Source organism: Anaerolineales bacterium, from assembly GCA_025808555.1.
In the GTDB taxonomy this organism is placed as follows: Bacteria; Chloroflexota; Anaerolineae; order Anaerolineales; family UBA11579; genus JAMCZK01.
This window is the reverse complement of sequence record CP075526.1, coordinates 1,441,432-1,458,879: the sequence shown is the minus strand read 5'-3', so window position 1 is coordinate 1,458,879 and position 17,448 is coordinate 1,441,432. Positions and strand designations below refer to the sequence as shown.

At 58.8% G+C, this 17,448-nt stretch carries 13 protein-coding genes; 11 read left to right on the top strand and 2 right to left on the bottom strand.

Annotation, left to right across the window (positions count from 1 at the left end; translation table 11 throughout):
• Window positions 1-259: 259 nt before the first annotated feature.
• The gene (locus KIT08_07460) at window positions 260-679 is read right to left on the bottom strand and encodes an OsmC family protein (GenBank protein ID UYN88930.1); all 420 of its coding nucleotides are present in this window, start codon (window positions 677-679) and stop codon (window positions 260-262) included.
• An 84-nt stretch (window positions 680-763) separates the two neighbouring features.
• Here KIT08_07460 and KIT08_07455 point away from each other — a divergent pair, with 84 nt between their 5' ends.
• The 5 genes from KIT08_07455 (at window position 764) to uvrA (ending at window position 9,497) form a co-directional block, all read left to right on the top strand.
• Window positions 764-3,325: an SMC family ATPase gene (locus KIT08_07455; GenBank protein UYN88929.1), complete on the top strand. Its 2,562-nt coding sequence runs from the start codon at window positions 764-766 to the stop codon at window positions 3,323-3,325.
• Between the two features lie 216 nt (window positions 3,326-3,541).
• Window positions 3,542-4,606 (top strand): peptide chain release factor 1, encoded by a 1,065-nt coding sequence (gene prfA / locus KIT08_07450; GenBank protein UYN88928.1) that lies wholly within the window; start codon window positions 3,542-3,544, stop codon window positions 4,604-4,606.
• A 105-nt stretch (window positions 4,607-4,711) separates the two neighbouring features.
• Window positions 4,712-5,566 carry a peptide chain release factor N(5)-glutamine methyltransferase gene (gene prmC / locus KIT08_07445; GenBank protein ID UYN88927.1) on the top strand — a complete coding sequence of 285 codons (855 nt, stop codon included), beginning with the start codon at window positions 4,712-4,714 and terminating at the stop codon, window positions 5,564-5,566.
• Window positions 5,563-6,186 carry a threonylcarbamoyl-AMP synthase gene (locus KIT08_07440; GenBank protein ID UYN88926.1) on the top strand — a complete coding sequence of 208 codons (624 nt, stop codon included), beginning with the start codon at window positions 5,563-5,565 and terminating at the stop codon, window positions 6,184-6,186. Before prmC ends, KIT08_07440 begins: the two co-directional genes overlap by 4 nt.
• Before the next feature lie 422 nt (window positions 6,187-6,608).
• Window positions 6,609-9,497: an excinuclease ABC subunit UvrA gene (gene uvrA, locus KIT08_07435; protein UYN88925.1), complete on the top strand. Its 2,889-nt coding sequence runs from the start codon at window positions 6,609-6,611 to the stop codon at window positions 9,495-9,497.
• A 23-nt stretch (window positions 9,498-9,520) separates the two neighbouring features.
• Here the strand turns inward: uvrA and KIT08_07430 are convergent, their stop codons facing one another.
• Complete coding sequence (locus KIT08_07430) at window positions 9,521-11,713, bottom strand: hypothetical protein (GenBank protein UYN88924.1); 2,193 nt, start codon at window positions 11,711-11,713, stop codon at window positions 9,521-9,523.
• Window positions 11,714-11,755: 42 nt separating this feature from the next.
• Between KIT08_07430 and KIT08_07425 the strand changes: the two genes are divergently transcribed.
• The 6 genes from KIT08_07425 (at window position 11,756) to KIT08_07400 (ending at window position 17,448) form a co-directional block, all read left to right on the top strand.
• Entirely contained in the window at window positions 11,756-12,523 is a 768-nt protein-coding gene (locus KIT08_07425; GenBank protein ID UYN88923.1) for a glycosyltransferase, read from the top strand.
• A gap of 32 nt (window positions 12,524-12,555) precedes the next feature.
• Window positions 12,556-13,602, top strand: coding sequence for a tRNA (adenosine(37)-N6)-threonylcarbamoyltransferase complex transferase subunit TsaD (gene tsaD / locus KIT08_07420; GenBank protein UYN88922.1), 1,047 nt, complete (start codon window positions 12,556-12,558; stop codon window positions 13,600-13,602).
• Entirely contained in the window at window positions 13,603-15,081 is a 1,479-nt protein-coding gene (locus KIT08_07415; protein ID UYN88921.1) for a trehalose-6-phosphate synthase, read from the top strand.
• A gap of 62 nt (window positions 15,082-15,143) precedes the next feature.
• Window positions 15,144-15,998, top strand: coding sequence for an ABC transporter ATP-binding protein (locus tag KIT08_07410; GenBank protein ID UYN88920.1), 855 nt, complete (start codon window positions 15,144-15,146; stop codon window positions 15,996-15,998).
• Window positions 15,995-16,699, top strand: coding sequence for an ABC transporter permease (locus KIT08_07405; GenBank protein ID UYN88919.1), 705 nt, complete (start codon window positions 15,995-15,997; stop codon window positions 16,697-16,699). The genes KIT08_07410 and KIT08_07405 overlap by 4 nt, the downstream gene beginning before the upstream one ends.
• Window positions 16,699-17,448, top strand: coding sequence for a hypothetical protein (locus KIT08_07400; protein ID UYN88918.1), 750 nt, complete (start codon window positions 16,699-16,701; stop codon window positions 17,446-17,448). Before KIT08_07405 ends, KIT08_07400 begins: the two co-directional genes overlap by 1 nt.

The window sequence follows — 17,448 nt, the reverse complement described above, 5'->3', positions numbered from 1 at the left end:
AACCCCACTTCCTTGGGGTCAAGTCTCCAGCCCTTTGCCACTTTTGTGCCCACCTCCAAAGTATACAGAAGCATTGTGTCATTCGGCCAGATCCTCGCCGCCGTCATTCCGAGGCGGCGTAATGAACTCTTCCCATACGCAGATCACCACAGCCGAGGAATCCTTTAGGTCAAGAAAAGTCGTGCCTATTTTTGCATTTGACCTAAGGATTCCTCGCGGAGTTAAACACTGCGCGAAGTATTTGGAATGACTCCATACATTAAAGAGCAATGATCTCGTAATCGGTATCGATCTGTACCGCCATCTTGATCATGTTCTGTGCCGGGCAATATTTGTCATAAGACAGCTGGATCGCCCGCTCCACCGCCGCCTCTTCAATGTCATTGCCGGTGATCAAGAACTCGATCAGCACGTGCGTCCACACCTTGGGATGCTCCTTGGCGGCCTGGGTCGTCACCTTCACCTGCAGCGCCTTCACATCCTGGCGCTTCTTCTGCAGGATAGAGATCACATCCATCCCGGTACACGCCCCCAGCCCCAGCGCCACCAGCTCCATCGGGCGCAGGCCTTCCTCCGTACCACCCACTGACGAATCGGCATCCACATCCACTGAGAAGCCGCTGCTCAATCCTTTGCCGCGGAAATTCAAGCCCTTCTTCCAATCCAATGCCACTTGCATGCTTCCTCCAGAGTGTTGAGTTTGCCTGAAACAACAGCAAGATGATTATAGTTGAGGCGTTACAAGTTAGAATCCCCTGCGCCAATGATCCCCATCAAGCTTGTGCTCTCCGGCTTTCTTTCGTATCGAGACCCTGTCGAGGTGGATTTCACGCGCTTCAACGTGGCCGCCATCTCCGGCGCCAACGGCGCAGGCAAATCCAGCCTGCTGGATGGCTTGACCTACGCCCTGTTCGGCGAGGCGCGCACCCGCGGCGACGCCATCATCAACCTGCACCCGGAGGTGCAGGCCGCCGAAGTGGCGCTTACGTTTGAGTACGAGGGCAACGTCTACCGCGTCCAGCGCCTGCTGCCGCGTGACAAGACCACCCAGCTTGAGTTCCAGATCCGCAACAGCGATGGCCAGTGGAAGCCGCTCACCGAGCGCAGCGTGCGCGAGACCGACAAGCGCATCCGCGAAACCCTGCGCCTCGATTACGAAACCTTCGTCAACGCTTCGTTCTTTTTACAAGACAAGGCCGACCAGTTCACTCAACAGCGCCCCACCGAGCGCAAGAAGATCCTCGGCAATATTCTAGGACTAGAAGTCTGGGAGGAGTACCGCCTGGCCGCCGCCGAGCGCCGCAAGCGGGTCGAATCCCAGATGGCCGAGTTGCAGGGCCGCCTGCAGGAAGTGGCCAACGAGCTGGGCGAGGAACAGCAGCGCAAGGCTCGCCTGCAAGAGTTGCAAGACGGCCTGGCAAGCATGGCCGGCAAGCGCAGCGCCCAAGAGGCCACCGTGCAGCAAATGCGCATCCTGGCCGCCAATGTGGATACGCTGGTCAAAGCCGCCGCCAGCCAGCAGGCCAGCCTGCAGCGCGCCCAGACCCAGCTCACCACCCTGCAGCAGCGCCTTGAACAGCGCCAAGCTGAGCATGCCCAGAACCAGGCCCTGCTGGCCCGCGCCAAGGAAATTGAAAAAGCCTTCGCCAAACTTGAGAAGCTGCGAGTTGAGCTGCGTAAATGGGATGAGATCGCCATCCGCTTCAACGCCCAGGAAAAAAAGCGCTCCGCCCCGCTGACCAAGATCGAGGCCGAGCGCGCCCGCCTGCAAACCGAGCTCAGCGCCCTGCAGGCCGAGCAGGCCCGCGTGCAGACCGCCAGCACCCAGCGCGCCGAGTACGAGAAACAGCTCAGCACGCTCACCGCGCAGATCAAGACCCTCAACGTCAAAGTAGCCAAGCTACCCGAGCTTGAGACTGAGCTGAAACACGAGCAGGCCGCCCAAACAAAGGCGGCCTCAGAGAACAAGCTGCTGGCTGACCAAATGCAGGAGCTCAAAAAACGCCTTGACCTCATCGAAACTGCCACAGGCGCCTTCTGCCCCACCTGCGGCCAGGCGCTCACCGAGGAGCACCGCACGCAAGCCTCCGACTCGCTCAAAAAAGAGGGCAAGCAAATGGGCGACCTTTGGCGCAAGAACCGCGCCGAGTTGGAAGCTCAGGAAAAGAAGATCGAGAAGAAACTGGCTAGCCTTACCGCCGCACGCGAAGCTGACCAGGAAGCCCGCGAGAAGACCCGTCTGGAGGACCAGGCCCGCCTCACCCTCGCCGACCTGATGAAACTTGAGGCCGAGTGGGAATCCAAAGCCGCTCGCCTGGCCGAACTGGAGCGCACCCTCAGCGAAGACAGCTTCGCCCCTGATGCGCGCGCCGAACTGGCCGCGGTGGACGCGGAGCTCAAGGCCACCGGCTACGACGCGGCGGAGCACGACCGCGTGCGTAAAGAGGAGCTGGAAGCCAGCCTTGCAGAGACCGAGCTGCGCACGCTGGAAGCCGCTCGCGGCGCATCCAAACCGGTCGAACGTGAGATCAACGAGCTGCAAACGCAGATCAGCGACCAACAGCAGGAAGTGGCCAAGCAGCAGGAGCTGGCCGATACCGCCCAATCCGCCGTGGACGCTGCCCGCCAGGGCCTGCCCGACCTGCAGGCCGCCGAGCGCGAGATGCTGACCCTGCAGGAGCAGGAGAACGGCATGCGCATGGAGCTGGGCCAGGCCCAGCAGCGCGTGGCCGTGCTCGACACGCTACGCCAGCGCCAGCAGGAGCTGGAAGCCAGCCGTGAGACCCTGGCCGGGCAGGCAAGCCAGTTCGATGCGCTGGAGCGCGCCTTCGGCAAAGACGGCGTGCCCGCCATGCTCATTGAGCAAGCCCTGCCCCAGATCCAGGCCAAAGCCAACGAAGTGCTGGAGCGGCTCAGCAACGGCGAGATGAGCCTGACCTTCGTCACCCAGCAGGATTACAAAGACCGCCGCCGCGAAGACAAGCGCGAAACGCTCGAGATCCAGATCCGCGATAGCGCCGGCCTGCGTGAATATGAAATGTTTTCCGGCGGCGAGGCCTTCCGCATCAACTTCGCCATCCGCCTGGCCCTCTCCGAGGTGCTGGCCCAGCGTGCCGGTGCCCGCCTGCAAACCCTGGTGATCGACGAAGGCTTTGCCAGCCAGGACGAGATGGGCCGCCAGCGCCTGGTCGAGGTCATCAACCTCGTCAAGGAAGACTTCGCCAAGATCCTGGTCATCACCCATGTCGAATCGCTCAAAGACGCCTTCCCTTCGCGCATCGAGGTGGAAAAAGGCCCGCGCGGCTCGCAAGTGCGCATCATCTAGCCTGTCCATGCGCTTGACATACACCCCCAGTGGCTTGTAGCTTTCCCAAAAGCGTGTATCCTCTCGCCCATTGCGAGGGGGCCATGATCCAAATACCTTAGCGACCGCGGGCAGATCACCCCGCCCCTCGTCCAGGAACATGATGATTATTAAAACTTTGGCGCAGATGGCGTATACTCATGCGGCTGATTTTGAAACTGAGGAACCGAAACAACCATGTTGGACAAAATTGCGGGCATTGAAGCCCGCTACGACGAGATAGAGAAAGAGCTCACCCAGGACGCTGGCAACTATCAGCGCGTGGCCGAGCTTTCCAAAGAGCGCTCAGACCTGCAAGAGATCGTGGAGAAGGCCCGCGCCTACCGCAACGCCCTTAAGCGCCAGGCCGAGGCCAAAGAGATGGCCTACGGCAAAGACGCCGAACTGGCCGAACTGGCCGAGATAGAGCTGGCCGAGCTCGATGAACAGGTGCCCCGCCTGGAGAACGAGCTCAAGAGTCTGCTGCTGCCCACCGACCCGCGCGACAAGCGCAATGTGATCGTCGAGATCCGTGCCGGGGCCGGAGGTGACGAGGCGGGCATCTTCGCCGCCGACCTGTACCGCATGTACACCCGCTTCGCCGAGCGCCAGGGCTGGAAGCAGGAGCTGCTTAGCACCAGCGCCACTGGCGTAGGCGGTTATAAGGAAGTCACCTTCCTGCTCAAGGCCAAGGGCGCCTTCTCGCGCCTCAAGCATGAGTCGGGTGTGCACCGCGTCCAGCGCGTGCCGGCCACCGAGGCCCAAGGCCGCATCCACACCAGCACCGCCACCGTAGCCGTGTTGGCGGAAGTGGACGAGGTCGAGATCAAGATCCCCGACACCGACATCAAGATGGATGTGTACCGCTCGGCCGGCGCTGGCGGCCAGAACGTGCAGAAGAACTCCACTGCCGTGCGCCTCACCCACCTGCCCACCGGCATCGTAGTGCAGTGTCAAGACGAGCGCTCGCAGTTGCAGAACCGCCTGCGCGCCATGGCCATCTTACGCGCCCGCCTCTACGAATTGGAAGAGGAGAAACGCCGCTCCGAGCAGGAAGCCACTCGCCGTTCACAGGTAGGCAGCGGCGAGCGCTCTGAGAAGATCCGCACTTATAACTATCCGCAATCCCGCGTCAGCGACCACCGCATCGGCTTCACCTCGCACAACCTGCCGGCGCTGATGGATGGCGACCTGGACGAGCTCTTCAACGAACTCGCCACCCAGGACGAGGCCGACCGCCTGGCCGCAGCGGGGATGGGATAATCTGACGCAGATAAACGCAGATGAACACAGATAAAGTCTTCATCTGCGTTTATCTGTGGCGTGAGGCAACGCCTCACGCACATCTGCGGTAATTCTTGGTTTCGTATGGCAACTCTGACCGTATCCGAAGCCCTGCAAGAATCTATCAATACGCTGGCGCCAGTCAGCGAGACCGCCCGGCTTGACTCTGAGGTGTGGCTGGCCCGCGTGCTAGGCGCCGAGCGCACCTGGCTGCTGGCCCACGGCGAACATCCGCTCAGCGAGCAACAACAGGCCGACTGGCAAACCGGCCTGCAGCGCCTCGCTGGTGGCGAGCCGCTGCCGTATCTGCTCGGCGAGTGGGAATTTTACGGACTAACCTTTCAGGTTAGTCCGTTTGTCCTCATACCCCGCCCGGAAACCGAGCTGCTGGTCGAAGAAGCCATCGCCTGGCTACGTGTGCACACGCAGCGGCGAGCTGCCGCGGATGTCGGCACCGGCTCCGGCATCATCCCAGTCGCCATCGCCGCCAATGTGGCCGATGTGCACTTCCACGCCGTCGACATTTCGCCCGATGCGCTGGCGGTAGCGCAGGCCAACGTGCACAAGCACGGCCTGAGCGAGCGCATAGCCCTAAGCGAGGGCAACTTACTCGCAGGCATTACGGCGCCGCTCGACCTAATCACCGCCAATCTGCCCTACATCCCCAGCGCGCGTGTGCCCGGCCTGGCTGTGGCCGCTTGGGAGCCGCTGCTCGCACTGGACGGCGGCTTCGACGGGCTGGATCTCATCCGCGTATTGGTTGAGCAGGCCGGCCGCCTGCTGAAAGCGGGCGGCCTCTTCCTTGAAGAGATCGACCCGGAGCTTGAGGAACCGGTGCAAGCCCTGGCGCAGGCCCAATGGCCCCGCGCCAGGGTTGAGGTGCTTCCAGATCTGACCGGCCGCCCGCGCCTGCTGCGCGTCGAGCTGGAGGCCGCGTGAGCACGCAAGTGCTGCTCGCCAGCGCACCGGATGCTATCGCCCGCGCCGTAGACTTGCTGCAGCGCGGCGGCATTGTGGCCATGCCTACCGATACCGTCTACGGCATCGCCGCCCTACTGACGGATGCGGATGCAATTGAGCGGCTGTATGAAGTCAAGGGCCGTGAGCACACAAAGTCCATCGCCGTGCTGCTGGCCGGCGCAGAGCAGTTGCCGCTGGTAGCGCAGGGCGCCAGCCCCGCCGCCCTGCGGCTGGGCGAGCGTTTCTGGCCTGGCGCGCTCACCCTGGTGGTGCCGCGCCTGCCCAGCCTACCCCGCGCCCTCTCGCAGACGGATACGGTGGGCGTACGCGTGCCAGACCACCCGCTGGCACAGCAACTGCTGACGGCCAGCGGCCCGCTGGCCGTCACCTCGGCCAATCTGTCCGGCCAGCCGGATGCGCTGGCGGCCCAGGACGTATTGGCCCAGCTCGAGGGCCGTATTGACCTGGTGCTTGATGGCGGCACAACGCCCGGCGCCGTCCCCTCCACCGTAGTGGACACCCTCGCCAACCCGCCTCGCATCCTGCGCCCCGGCCCCATCAGCGAAGCCGATATCCTGGCCGCCTGTCAATCCGCTTAACTTTTCGGTCACCTGCTTGCAGCTTTCCAGTATTTAGATATCCTTGTGCATCTCCAAGGGGATAGAGATGCAATCCAACCGCCACCTGCAGATATCTTTTCAGTTGCACACCCCACCCCCACCGATAAAACAAACAACATCTTGTGGTGGGTGGCTGGCGAACAATGACCCAGCAGACCGCATAGAGTTGCACCATAGGTGCAACTCTCGCGCTGCGCAGCAGCGCACTTATCCATACCTCATGTTTGTTTCATTTTGCACTTATGCGCACGCGGCACACTATGCCTATAGCGAGATCTCCTCTCCTCTCTTTCCAAGCCGCACCCGCACGGGTGCGGTTTGGGTTTAAGCCTGAAAAGCCAACTAAAACATCTGTGCTACAATGCGTGCTTGCAATTTCCAGCGCGCCAGAAGGAACAGCAATGCCAGAAAACGTCATCCGCGTGGTGGGGGCCAAGGAACACAATCTCAAGAACGTCACCGTAGAAATTCCTCGTGACAAGTTTGTGGTGATCACCGGGCTGTCCGGCTCGGGCAAGTCATCTCTGGCTTTTGACACCATTTTTGCCGAAGGGCAGCGCCGCTACGTCGAGTCGCTCTCGGCCTATGCGCGCCAGTTCCTCGGCCAGATGGACAAGCCCGATGTCGAGTACATCGAGGGGCTCTCGCCGGCTGTCTCCATTGACCAGAAGGGCAGCTCGCACAACCCCCGTTCCACAGTCGGCACCGTAACCGAGATCTACGACTATCTCCGCCTGTTGTATGCGCGCATCGGCATACCCCACTGCCCCATCTGCGGGCGTGAAGTAGTGCGCCAGTCTGCGCAAGAGATCGTGGAGGCCATCGAAAAGTTGCCGGAAAGCAGCCGCCTGCTGGTGCTGGCGCCGGTGATCCGCGGGCGCAAGGGCACCCACGAAGCCGTACTGGAAGAGATCGCCAAAGCCGGCTTCGTGCGCGCCCGCATCAACGGAGAGGTCTACCAACTGGACACCGACAAGGTTAAGCTGGACCGCTACAAGATGCATAACATCGAAGCGGTGGTGGACCGCCTGGTGATCCGCAAGGAAGAAGACGCCGAAGCTGCCAAAGCGGCGCGTACGCGCATGACCGATTCGGTCGAGACCGCGCTGCGCTTCGGCCAGGGCACCATCATCGTGCAAAACCTAGCCGAAGACGCCGGCGAAGACCTGATGTTCTCCGAGAGCCTGTCGTGCCCGGAGCACGGCAGCGTGTTGCCGGAGATCGAGCCGCGCACCTTCTCGTTCAATACGCCGCACGGCGCCTGCCCGGAGTGCCAGGGCCTGGGCACCAAGCTGGAGATCGACCCGGCCCTGCTCATTCCGGACAAGAAGCTGTCTTTCAACGACGGCGCCATCACCGCGCTGGAATGGGGTGGCCCGCGCGACGAAGGCGGCTACTACTGGTCAACGCTTGAAGGTGCGGCCCGCGCCTTCAAGATCAACCTCAATGCCCCGGTGGAGAAGCTGACCCAGAAGGATATTGACATGATCCTTTACGGTAGCCAGGGCCGCGAGGTCAAGGTGAAGTACAAGCAGCGCGGCAGTGGACGCGATTACAACTTCAGCACCAAGTTCGAAGGCGTGATTCCCAATCTGGAGCGCCGCTTCCGCGAGACCAACTCGGAGTACTCACGGGCGCGCATTATGGAATTCATGAGCGATCGGCCGTGCCCGGCCTGCAACGGCGCACGCCTGCGCCCGGAGGCGCTGGGCGTGACCGTGCTGGGCGACAGCATTCTGCAGGTCACGCAGCGCCCGGTGCTGGAGACGCTGCAATGGGCGCAGACACTGACCAGCGCCACCAAGCTGAACCAGCGCCAGACCATGATCGCCAAACCGATCATCAAAGAGATCAACGAACGCCTGGGTTTTATGGTGGACGTGGGGTTGGACTATCTCACCCTGGACCGTTCGGCCGGCACGCTCTCCGGCGGCGAGGCGCAGCGCATTCGCCTGGCCACCCAGATCGGCTCGCGCCTGATGGGCGTGCTGTATGTGCTGGACGAGCCTTCGATCGGTCTGCATGCGCGCGACAACGAGCGCCTGCTGCACACGCTGACCAACATGCGCGACATTGGCAACACGGTGCTAGTGGTGGAGCACGATGAGGAGACTATTCGGCGGGCGGACTGGGTAATCGATATGGGCCCCGGCGCGGGCGAGAACGGCGGCCAGGTGGTGGCGGATGGAACGGTGGCCGATATCCTGGCCAGCAAGAAGTCGCTCACCGGCGCCTACCTCTCCGGCCGCAAGCAGATCGAAGTGCCCAAGCAGCGTCGCGCCGGCAACGGCAAGTCGCTGATCGTACGCGGCGCCAGCGAGAACAATCTCAAGAATCTGGACATCGAGTTCCCTCTGGGCAAGCTGATCTGCATCACCGGCGTCTCCGGCTCCGGCAAGAGCAGCCTGATGAACGAGATCGTCTACAAGGCGCTGGCGCGTGAGCTCAATGGTGCGCATCTAATCCCCGGCGCCCACAAAAAGATCGAGGGGATGGAGCATCTGGACAAGATCATCAACATTGACCAGTCGCCCATCGGGCGCACCCCGCGCTCCAACCCAGGCACCTATACAGGCCTGTTCAACCTGATCCGTGACCTGTTCGCTGAGCTGCCGGAGAGCAAAGCGCGCGGCTACAAGCCTGGGCGCTTCTCGTTTAACGTGCGCGGCGGGCGCTGCGAGGCATGCGAGGGCCAAGGCGAAGTGCGCATCGAGATGCAGTTCCTGCCCGATATCTACGTACCGTGCGAAGTGTGCCACGGGGCGCGCTTCAACTCCGAGACGCTACAGGTCAAGTTCAAGGACATGAGCATTGCGGACGTGCTGGCGCTCTCGATCGACCGCGCCTTGGAGGAGTTCTCCGCTTTCCCGGGTATGGCCAGCAAGTTGGAGACGCTGCGGGATGTGGGGTTGGGCTACATCCGCGTGGGCCAGTCCGCGCCCACTCTTTCCGGCGGCGAGGCCCAGCGTGTCAAGCTGGCCAAGGAGCTCTCCAAGCGCTCCACCGGGCAGACCATCTATGTACTCGACGAGCCTTCGGTGGGTCTGCACACCGCCGACGTGCACAAACTGATCGAAGTGCTGCAGCGCCTGGTGGATAGCGGTAACACAGTACTGATCATTGAGCACAACATGGACATCATCAAGGTGGCCGACCACATCATTGACTTGGGGCCTGAGGGCGGCCTGCGCGGCGGCGAGCTGCTGGCCGAGGGTACGCCGGAACAGGTGGCTAAGGCGAAGAACAGCTATACGGGAAAATTCTTGAAGCCGTATTTGAAAGCGAAATAACAGGAGCGCGATAGTCGAGTGGGTTAGTTGAAGCCAACGTTAATACCAAACAACTGGTCAACGCAAATATTCACAAAGTTTCGTTGTTCAGCCCCTGGATTTTCGACACCGAAAAGGTTATCAGGCAGCGCAGAGACTACGACATGCGGCGCCCCAGCAAGACGGGCTGCCTCGATGGAGCTGACCATTACATTGACTGCTCTTCGATAATGATCGAATTCTTCTTGCCTGGTCGTCATGGTATATCCATGGAACACAAATGCAACTCCAAAGACGCAAAGTATGCCCAGTTGAACTGCTTGAAGTGTTTTCTTACTGACCCTTTGTCCCTTACGCAAGAACTCAGCTCCCCCCAACATTCCCCAGACCAATGCGCTCAGACTAGTCATGAAAGCAGGGATGATCTGTGTGCGCTCGGGCATTGTCTGGCTTATTCCATAATGGCCCACCGCAAACGACGCCAAGACGGCAGTGTAGAGCACGACCGGTAAAGCCAGCCAGGCCACGCTATTGTGTTTGCTGTAAAAGCGGCCAGGCTGCGAGGAACGGATAACAAGCGTTGCTCCAAGCAATACTGCGCCAATCATGAGTATGTTTAGATTCTCAGCAAATAGAAAGACGTTGGTATCGTACAAAGCGCCATACAGGATCCTGAGCGGCTCAAAATTAGAACCTAAGACTGAGCTGCGCTCTGCGGTGCCAGGAGCAAGCAAATGCACTAGCATGCCAGCAAGTGCGCCTAGCAACGCCCAAAACAAACCTTGCAGTAGTGGCGTGCGCTTACTAGGCAATGATCGATCGAAAATCACTAAGACAACCATGCTGACGAATAGCATGGCAACCTGTGCGGCGGCATAAACTTCGTGAAAAGCTCCTGCCGCGAGTGCCAGAAATGATAACCCGAGCCACTTCCAGCCCACCACCGCTCCTCGTTTGGACCCCGAAAGATTCGACAATAGCGCCAGCACCAAAGGCCAGATCATGAGCGGAAAGACAAGGGGCTGGCGCCCTGAGCGCCAAAAAAGGGACTGATAGATATCTGGAGTGTTGATGAGCGTCACTAAAACTAGTGCAGCCGCCAATGACCAGGCGATGGCTGAAAGTCTCTTCCCGGTCAGCCAATGCAAGAGGCGAGTAAGGAGCGGCACTAGACTAGCCACCCATAGCGCCAATATCACTAGGATCGCATAGGATGGCTGTGCGTACGGGAACAAGTAGCCACTGAGCACTCCAACAAAATTTCCAAGCAACCGGCCATTAACGCCAGTATAGAACTGGCGCGTGCCGTCTAAGATACCGGAATTTAGGGCCACGCCAGAATAGCAAAAATCATCGCCGATCAAAGCAGAGCTCTGCCCTAAGATCCCACTAGCTAACAGACCAACCAAAGCCAAAAACCCCAGGGCCAGCCAGAGATTATCGCTGCCCAAAGGGCCTGTGGCCCACCGGTGGCTATTAAAGGCCACAGCCAAGCCAAAGGCAGCTGCGACAAGAGTGGAAACCAAAGCCACACGAAAGGCAATGCCCAGACCTGCTCGAAATGAAGTTGTTGATACAGGGTGCTCGCCGGACAAGACAACTTTTCGGACAGCTTCATCGCTGGAGTTCAGATCAATGAGCTGAGTATCGCCGTCCCATTCAATCTGAGCTACACCAGCACCTGGGCCTTCCCGCAGGTACACAACAAGCCCGCCTTGAAAAAAGCCGCTAAATCGGGCACAGGCCTCTGCCCCCTGTGTTATCAGACCTCCGTCAACCAGATTCCAGGGTTGATCACCCTTGATCTCCAGTAGAGGCACCATTAGGCCGTCTTCATACTCTATTGCATGAATAAGAAAAGGTGTACGAACCTGGTCAGTTGGGTTATCTATCCTACACAAGGCAAGTGAATGGTTTGCGGGGTACACCAATGGCGGTAAAAACGAGGAGAGTTCAATCAAAAGGAGTAAAAGGAACCCACTCAAGAGAAACGTGCTTCCAGTTGCGTTGATGAATGGCTGAATAAATGTTTGCCAATTCAGTTGCCCTAAAAAGCGAACGCTGAGTGCGCCAGCCAATAGACTTCCCAGCGAGAGGACAACCAGCAACACAGGACCGGACCAACTCAGCCCTCCCAGTAAATAGCCGAGGATGCAGAGCCAAACTAAAATTCCAGGGAGCGCCTGGAACAAGGTATGTAACGGCTGGATTGGATCTATTTTGAGTTTTTGGGTCATGTGGTGATCCCGATACACAGGAACTCAGGCCATTATAATGCCGTGGCAACAGCCCCTAGAATCATGCCGCAGCTAAGCCTTATCTTGCCCGCCTACAATGCAGCATCCCTGCTGGAAAAGCACCTGCCTGCACTTCTCACGCACCTGGCAAGCCTGCCCTTGCAGTGCGAAGTGCTGGTTGTAGACGATGGCAGCAATGACGCAGGTGCGACCAGACTAATCGCTGAGAAATTCAAGGTCGAATACATTGCCCTGCCTGCCAATGCTGGTAAAGGTGCCGCCGTGCGGGCAGGGATGTTAGCAGCCACTGGGGATGTGCGCTTATTTACCGATGCAGATATTCCCTATGCGTTGAGCAGTCTTGCACAATTTTATGAACAGATCGCTCATCATGGTTTCGACATTGCAATTGGCGATCGCACACTCCCGGAATCGGACTATTTCAAAGATATCCCCCTCCATAGGCAACTTGGCAGCCGGGTATTCTCGTTAATTGCAGGCCAGTTCTTTCTCGGAAGCAAATTCGACACACAATGTGGGATTAAAGCCTTCCGCGCTGACGTGGCAGAAGACCTATTCACAGTCAGCCGCATCAATCGCTTTGCCCTTGATGTAGAACTGCTTTACATTGCCCTGCTTCGCAGTTATCGAATCAAAAAACTGCCAGTACAACTGCGAATTTGGGAAGAAGCTGGCTTGAACGTTCTGAAAGATGGTTTCGCCATGCTGCGTGACATCCTCTCGATCCTGTACAACAGGGCGCGTGGCCGTTATCAACCCGTTAACACGACTATCCCCAGAAACTCATAACATCCCGCAAGCCGCGCCTATATAATAGTTTTATGGCCCGGTCTCGCAGCAAGCTCAAACCAGCCCGTATTCTCGGCATCGAAACCTCGTGCGATGAGACCGCCGCGGCCGTAGTGGAAGATGGCCGGCTGGCGCTCTCGAATGTGGTCGCCTCGCAGGCCGAGATGCACGCCAAGTACGGCGGCGTCTTCCCTGAAATTGCCTCCCGCCAGCACATCAAAGTCATCGACAGCGTAGTGAAAGAAGCGCTGAGCCAGGCGCACTTGGAGTTGGCCGATATTGACGCCATTGCGGTGACACGCGGACCAGGCCTGCCCGGCTCGTTGGTGGTGGGACTCAACATGGCCAAAGGGCTGGCGTTGGGTGGCAAGAAACCCCTGTACGGTATCAATCATCTGGAAGGGCACTTGTATTCAGCCTGGGTGGGGCTGGGTACGGTGAATGGCGATGCTCCGCAATTCCCCCTGCTTGCACTGATCGTCTCCGGCGGGCACACCGAGCTGGTGCTGATGAAGGACCATCTAAGCTACCAACGCCTGGGCGGCACACTTGATGACGCGGCTGGCGAAGCCTTTGACAAGGTGGCGCGTCTGCTCGGCCTGGCCTACCCCGGCGGGCCCAGCATCCAAAAAGCCGCCGAGAGCGGCAACCCGGCTGCATTCAGCCTGCCGCGCGCCTGGCTGCCCGGCACGTGGGATTTCTCGTTCAGCGGGCTCAAGACCGCGGTGCTGCACCAGATCCGCGCCATCGCTCCGGATGAAGACCCGGCCAAGCTGCCGACCGCAGACCTGGCGGCCAGCTTTCAGGAATCGGTTGTGGATGTACTAGTGGGCAAGACCCGCAAAGCGTTGGATGAATTTGACGCCAAGGAAGTGCTGGTGGCCGGCGGCGTCTCTGCCAACAAGGCATTGCGCGCTCAATTGCAAGCTGATCTTGAAGTGCCCGTGCACTTGCCGCCGTTGGCGCTTTGCACGGATAACGCCGCCATGATCGCGGCGGCCGGTTATTACCGCCATTCACTTAAGCGCGCACCGTACAACGGGCTGGCAATGGATATTGAGCCGGGGTGGGCTCTCTAAATGGATTCTGCAGCAGAAAAAAAGGCTCTGATCATTATCGCTTCCAACCGCGGGCCATTCTCATTCCACAAGCAGGGTAACCGCTTCTCGGTGGAGCGCGGCGCCGGCGGCCTGGTGACCGCGCTCGGGGCGCTGGCCGAGCGGCACGAAGTGCTTTGGGTGGCATCGGCCATGAGCGAAGACGACCGCTTGTGGTCGCAAAGTCACAACGGCAAAGCGCAGACCGTGGAGGGGATCGACCTCAAACTGGTGGAACCGCGGCTGGAAGATTACGAGGGGTATTACAACGAAATCGCCAACCCGCTGCTGTGGTTCATCCAGCACCAACTGTGGGATATCCCCCGCGCCCCAAGCATCACAGAGGAAACCTGGAACGCATGGGAACAAGGGTATGAACCCGTAAACAAGCTTTTTGCTGAAGCGATCGCCGAGTCGATCGGCGAAACTGACCGGCCCGTGATCGTGCTGCCGCAGGACTATCATCTCTACATGACGCCGCACTATCTGCGTGAGCTGGTGGGTGAGCGCGTGCAAATCCAGCCATTTGTCCATATCCCCTGGCCCGGGCCAGACGCGTGGCGCATTCTGCCCCAACCGATGCGTGATGCGTTACTTACCAGTCTGCTGAAATCAGACCGGGTTGGCTTCCAAACCGAAAAGGATGCCTTCAATTTTGTGCAGTGCTGTCGCTTTTATCTTGGCGCGCATGCGCACGGCCGCCGCGATGCCGTGGAGTACGACGGGCGGGATGTGCGGGCAGTCTCGTATCCCATCTCCATCGATGTTGAGAAACTGCGCCAGCTTGCCGACGAGCAGGTGACGCGACTTGAACGCTCGCAACTACTGAACATGGTTGGCGACCGCGCCGTGATCCTCCGCGTGGACCGGATCGAGCCGAGCAAAAACAACTTGCGTGGCCTACAGGCCTATCGCGCACTGCTGCGCAAGTATCCTCAACACCGCGGCAAGGTGCAGATGCTGGCGCTGCTGGTGCCATCCCGCATGGAAGTGGACCAGTACCAGAACTATCTAAGCGAGATCATGGCCGAAGCCGGGCTTATCAACGCCCACTACAGCGATTCAATCTGGGAGCCTGTTCGGATCGTGGTGGGTGACAATTATCAACGCGCCATTGCGGCGATGCAGCTATATGATGTGCTGCTGGTAAACCCGATCGCGGATGGGATGAACCTGGTGGCCAAAGAAGGCGTGCTCGTGAACCGCGAGAATGGCGTGCTGCTACTCTCCGAATTTGCTGGCGCTTTCTATGAGCTCGGTCAAGATGCACTCACGGTCTCGCCCTTTGATGTCTACGGCACGGCCGAGGCCATGCACCAAGCGCTAACCATGCCGCTGGAAGAGCGCAGCCGCCGGGCTGCTGCATTGCGCGAAACTGTCGTCAAGAACGATGTGCGCGAATGGTTCGCAGCTCAAGTGGAGGATGCTCTGAACGCCATGGAAGGCACTCCCAACCCCTAGCCTTCGCAAGGAAACAATGATACAATCTTGGCTTCCTATCCAACCCCCTTCAGGGAGACAAGATGATTACCGTAAACAGCCTCACCTATGCCTATAAGGCCGCCAGCGACCCAGCCGTTAAAAGCCTGAGTTTCGAGATAAAACCTGGGGAGATTTTTGGATTCTTGGGCCCAAGTGGTGCTGGCAAATCGACAACCCAAAAGATCCTCACAGGCTTGCTGCGCGATTTCAATGGTGGTGTTTCGGTTTTTGGCCGCGATATCACTACTTGGGGCTCTGAACTCTACGAGCGCATTGGCGTGGCCTTTGAAGTGCCTAATTTGTATCTCAAGCTAAGCGGCCTCGAAAACCTGCGCTATTTTGGCGCTCTGTACGAGGGCGCCAAGCGCGATCCGCAGGAACTACTGAGCTTGGTGAATCTGGGTGACGATGGTCAAATGCTGGCATCGCAGTATTCCAAAGGCATGCGCCATCGCTTAAACATCGCCCGTTCACTGCTCCATAGCCCAGAGTTACTCTTTATGGACGAGCCCACTGCTGGCCTGGACCCAGTTAATGCGCGCCGGGTGAAGGATCTGATCCTGGCCCAGCGTGAAGCGGGAAAAACTGTGTTTCTTACTACACATGACATGACGATCGCGGATGAGCTATGTGACCGCGTAGCTTTCATTGTGGACGGGCAGATTGCACTGATCGATTCCCCACGGGCGTTGAAATTGAAGTACGGCACACCCAACGTTCGGGTTGAGCATGGCAGCAGCGGCGAAACAACCACCAAAGAGTTCAAGATGGACGGACTTGGCGATGACGCCGAGTTCCTCAGCTTGTTGCGCAGCGGCACCGTGCAAACAATGCACACGACCGAAGCAACATTGGAAGGCATCTTTATCGAAGTGACCGGTCGAGGTCTGTCATGAAGCGCATCTTGCCAACCATTCAAACGGATGTACGCCTGCAAATGCGCAACGGGTTCTACTATGCAGTAGTGTTCGTGGCGGTTGTTTTGGTACTTGCGCTTACGCGCTTGAACGTGCCTGATTACCGCTACCTGTGGCCCACTCTGACCCTGGGCAATCTGCTGATCACTACTTTTTACTTCATGGCAGGCCTGGTTCTGCTTGAGAAGAGCGAAGGCACGATGGAGGCCCAGATCATCACTCCTCTGCGACCAGCAGAGTACCTGGCTTCAAAAGTAGCGACGCTGGGCCTGCTCTCGCTGCTGGAAAGCAGTCTGATCGTGATCCTGCTGTCTGGGTTCGATTTCAACTGGCCGCTATTTGCCCTGGGGGTATTACTTACAGCCGCGATCTACAGTTTGTTCGGCTTCATTGCCGTGGCTGGCTACGACTCGATCAACGAGTTCCTGTTCCCTTCAGTGTTGTGGGTGCTGGCTTCACTGCCTCCCCTGCTATACGCGGCCGGAGTCTCAGATCATTGGCTGTTCTGGCTGCATCCCCTACAGGCGCCACTGGTACTTATACGCGCTGCGTTCAATGAAGTTCCCAATTGGCATGTCGCTTATGGACTAGCCTATGGGTTGGTGTCTGTGGGAGTAGTGTTTTATCTTTCACTGCGCGTTTTCAGGCGTTTCGTCATTCGACGGGAAGGAACACGATAATGAATGCTATCAAAGCGCTGCGTGCGCTAGGACCGGTTGACGTACGCGGCATCCGCCGCGACAAAATGCTTGCTTACATAGCACTGATGCCATTTGCGCTGGCGGTGCTTGTTCGCTTTGCCGTGCCGTGGATCCGCGACCAGTTTCTCGCCAGAATAGGCTTTGACATCGAGCCTTTCTTTTTTCTGGTGATGAGCTATTTCTTTGTGATGTTGTCCAGCGCATTGGTGGGCATGGCAATCGGCTTTCTTGTGTTGGATGAGCGCGACAATCAAACTCTGCAGGCGCTACAGGTTTCGCCCCTGCCCATGCGCGACTATGTGATCTACCGTGTCAGCGTGCCGCTGGTCATCTCTGTTTTGATGACCATGGCCGCGTATCCGCTAGCGGGGCTGGGAAATCTGAGCGTGGCTCAGCAGCTGATCGTGGCTCTATCAGCGGCACTACTTGCGCCGCTTTGGATGCTGTTCCTGGGTAGTTTTGCCACCAACAAGGTGCAGGGTTTTGCTCTGCTCAAGGCCGCTGGCTTCATTATGCTGATGCTGCCCATGTTTTCGTACTTTGTTACTTCAGGATGGCACTGGGCATTTGGATTGTTGCCGTCTTTCTGGCCGGTAAAGATCTACTGGCTGCTTGAAGCCGGCGAGACAGCCGTATGGCCCTACTTCCTGGTAGCAGTTGCATACCAGGGAGCGCTATTGCTGTTACTGCTGAACCGGTTCTTGCGAACGATCTACCAACAGCAGTAA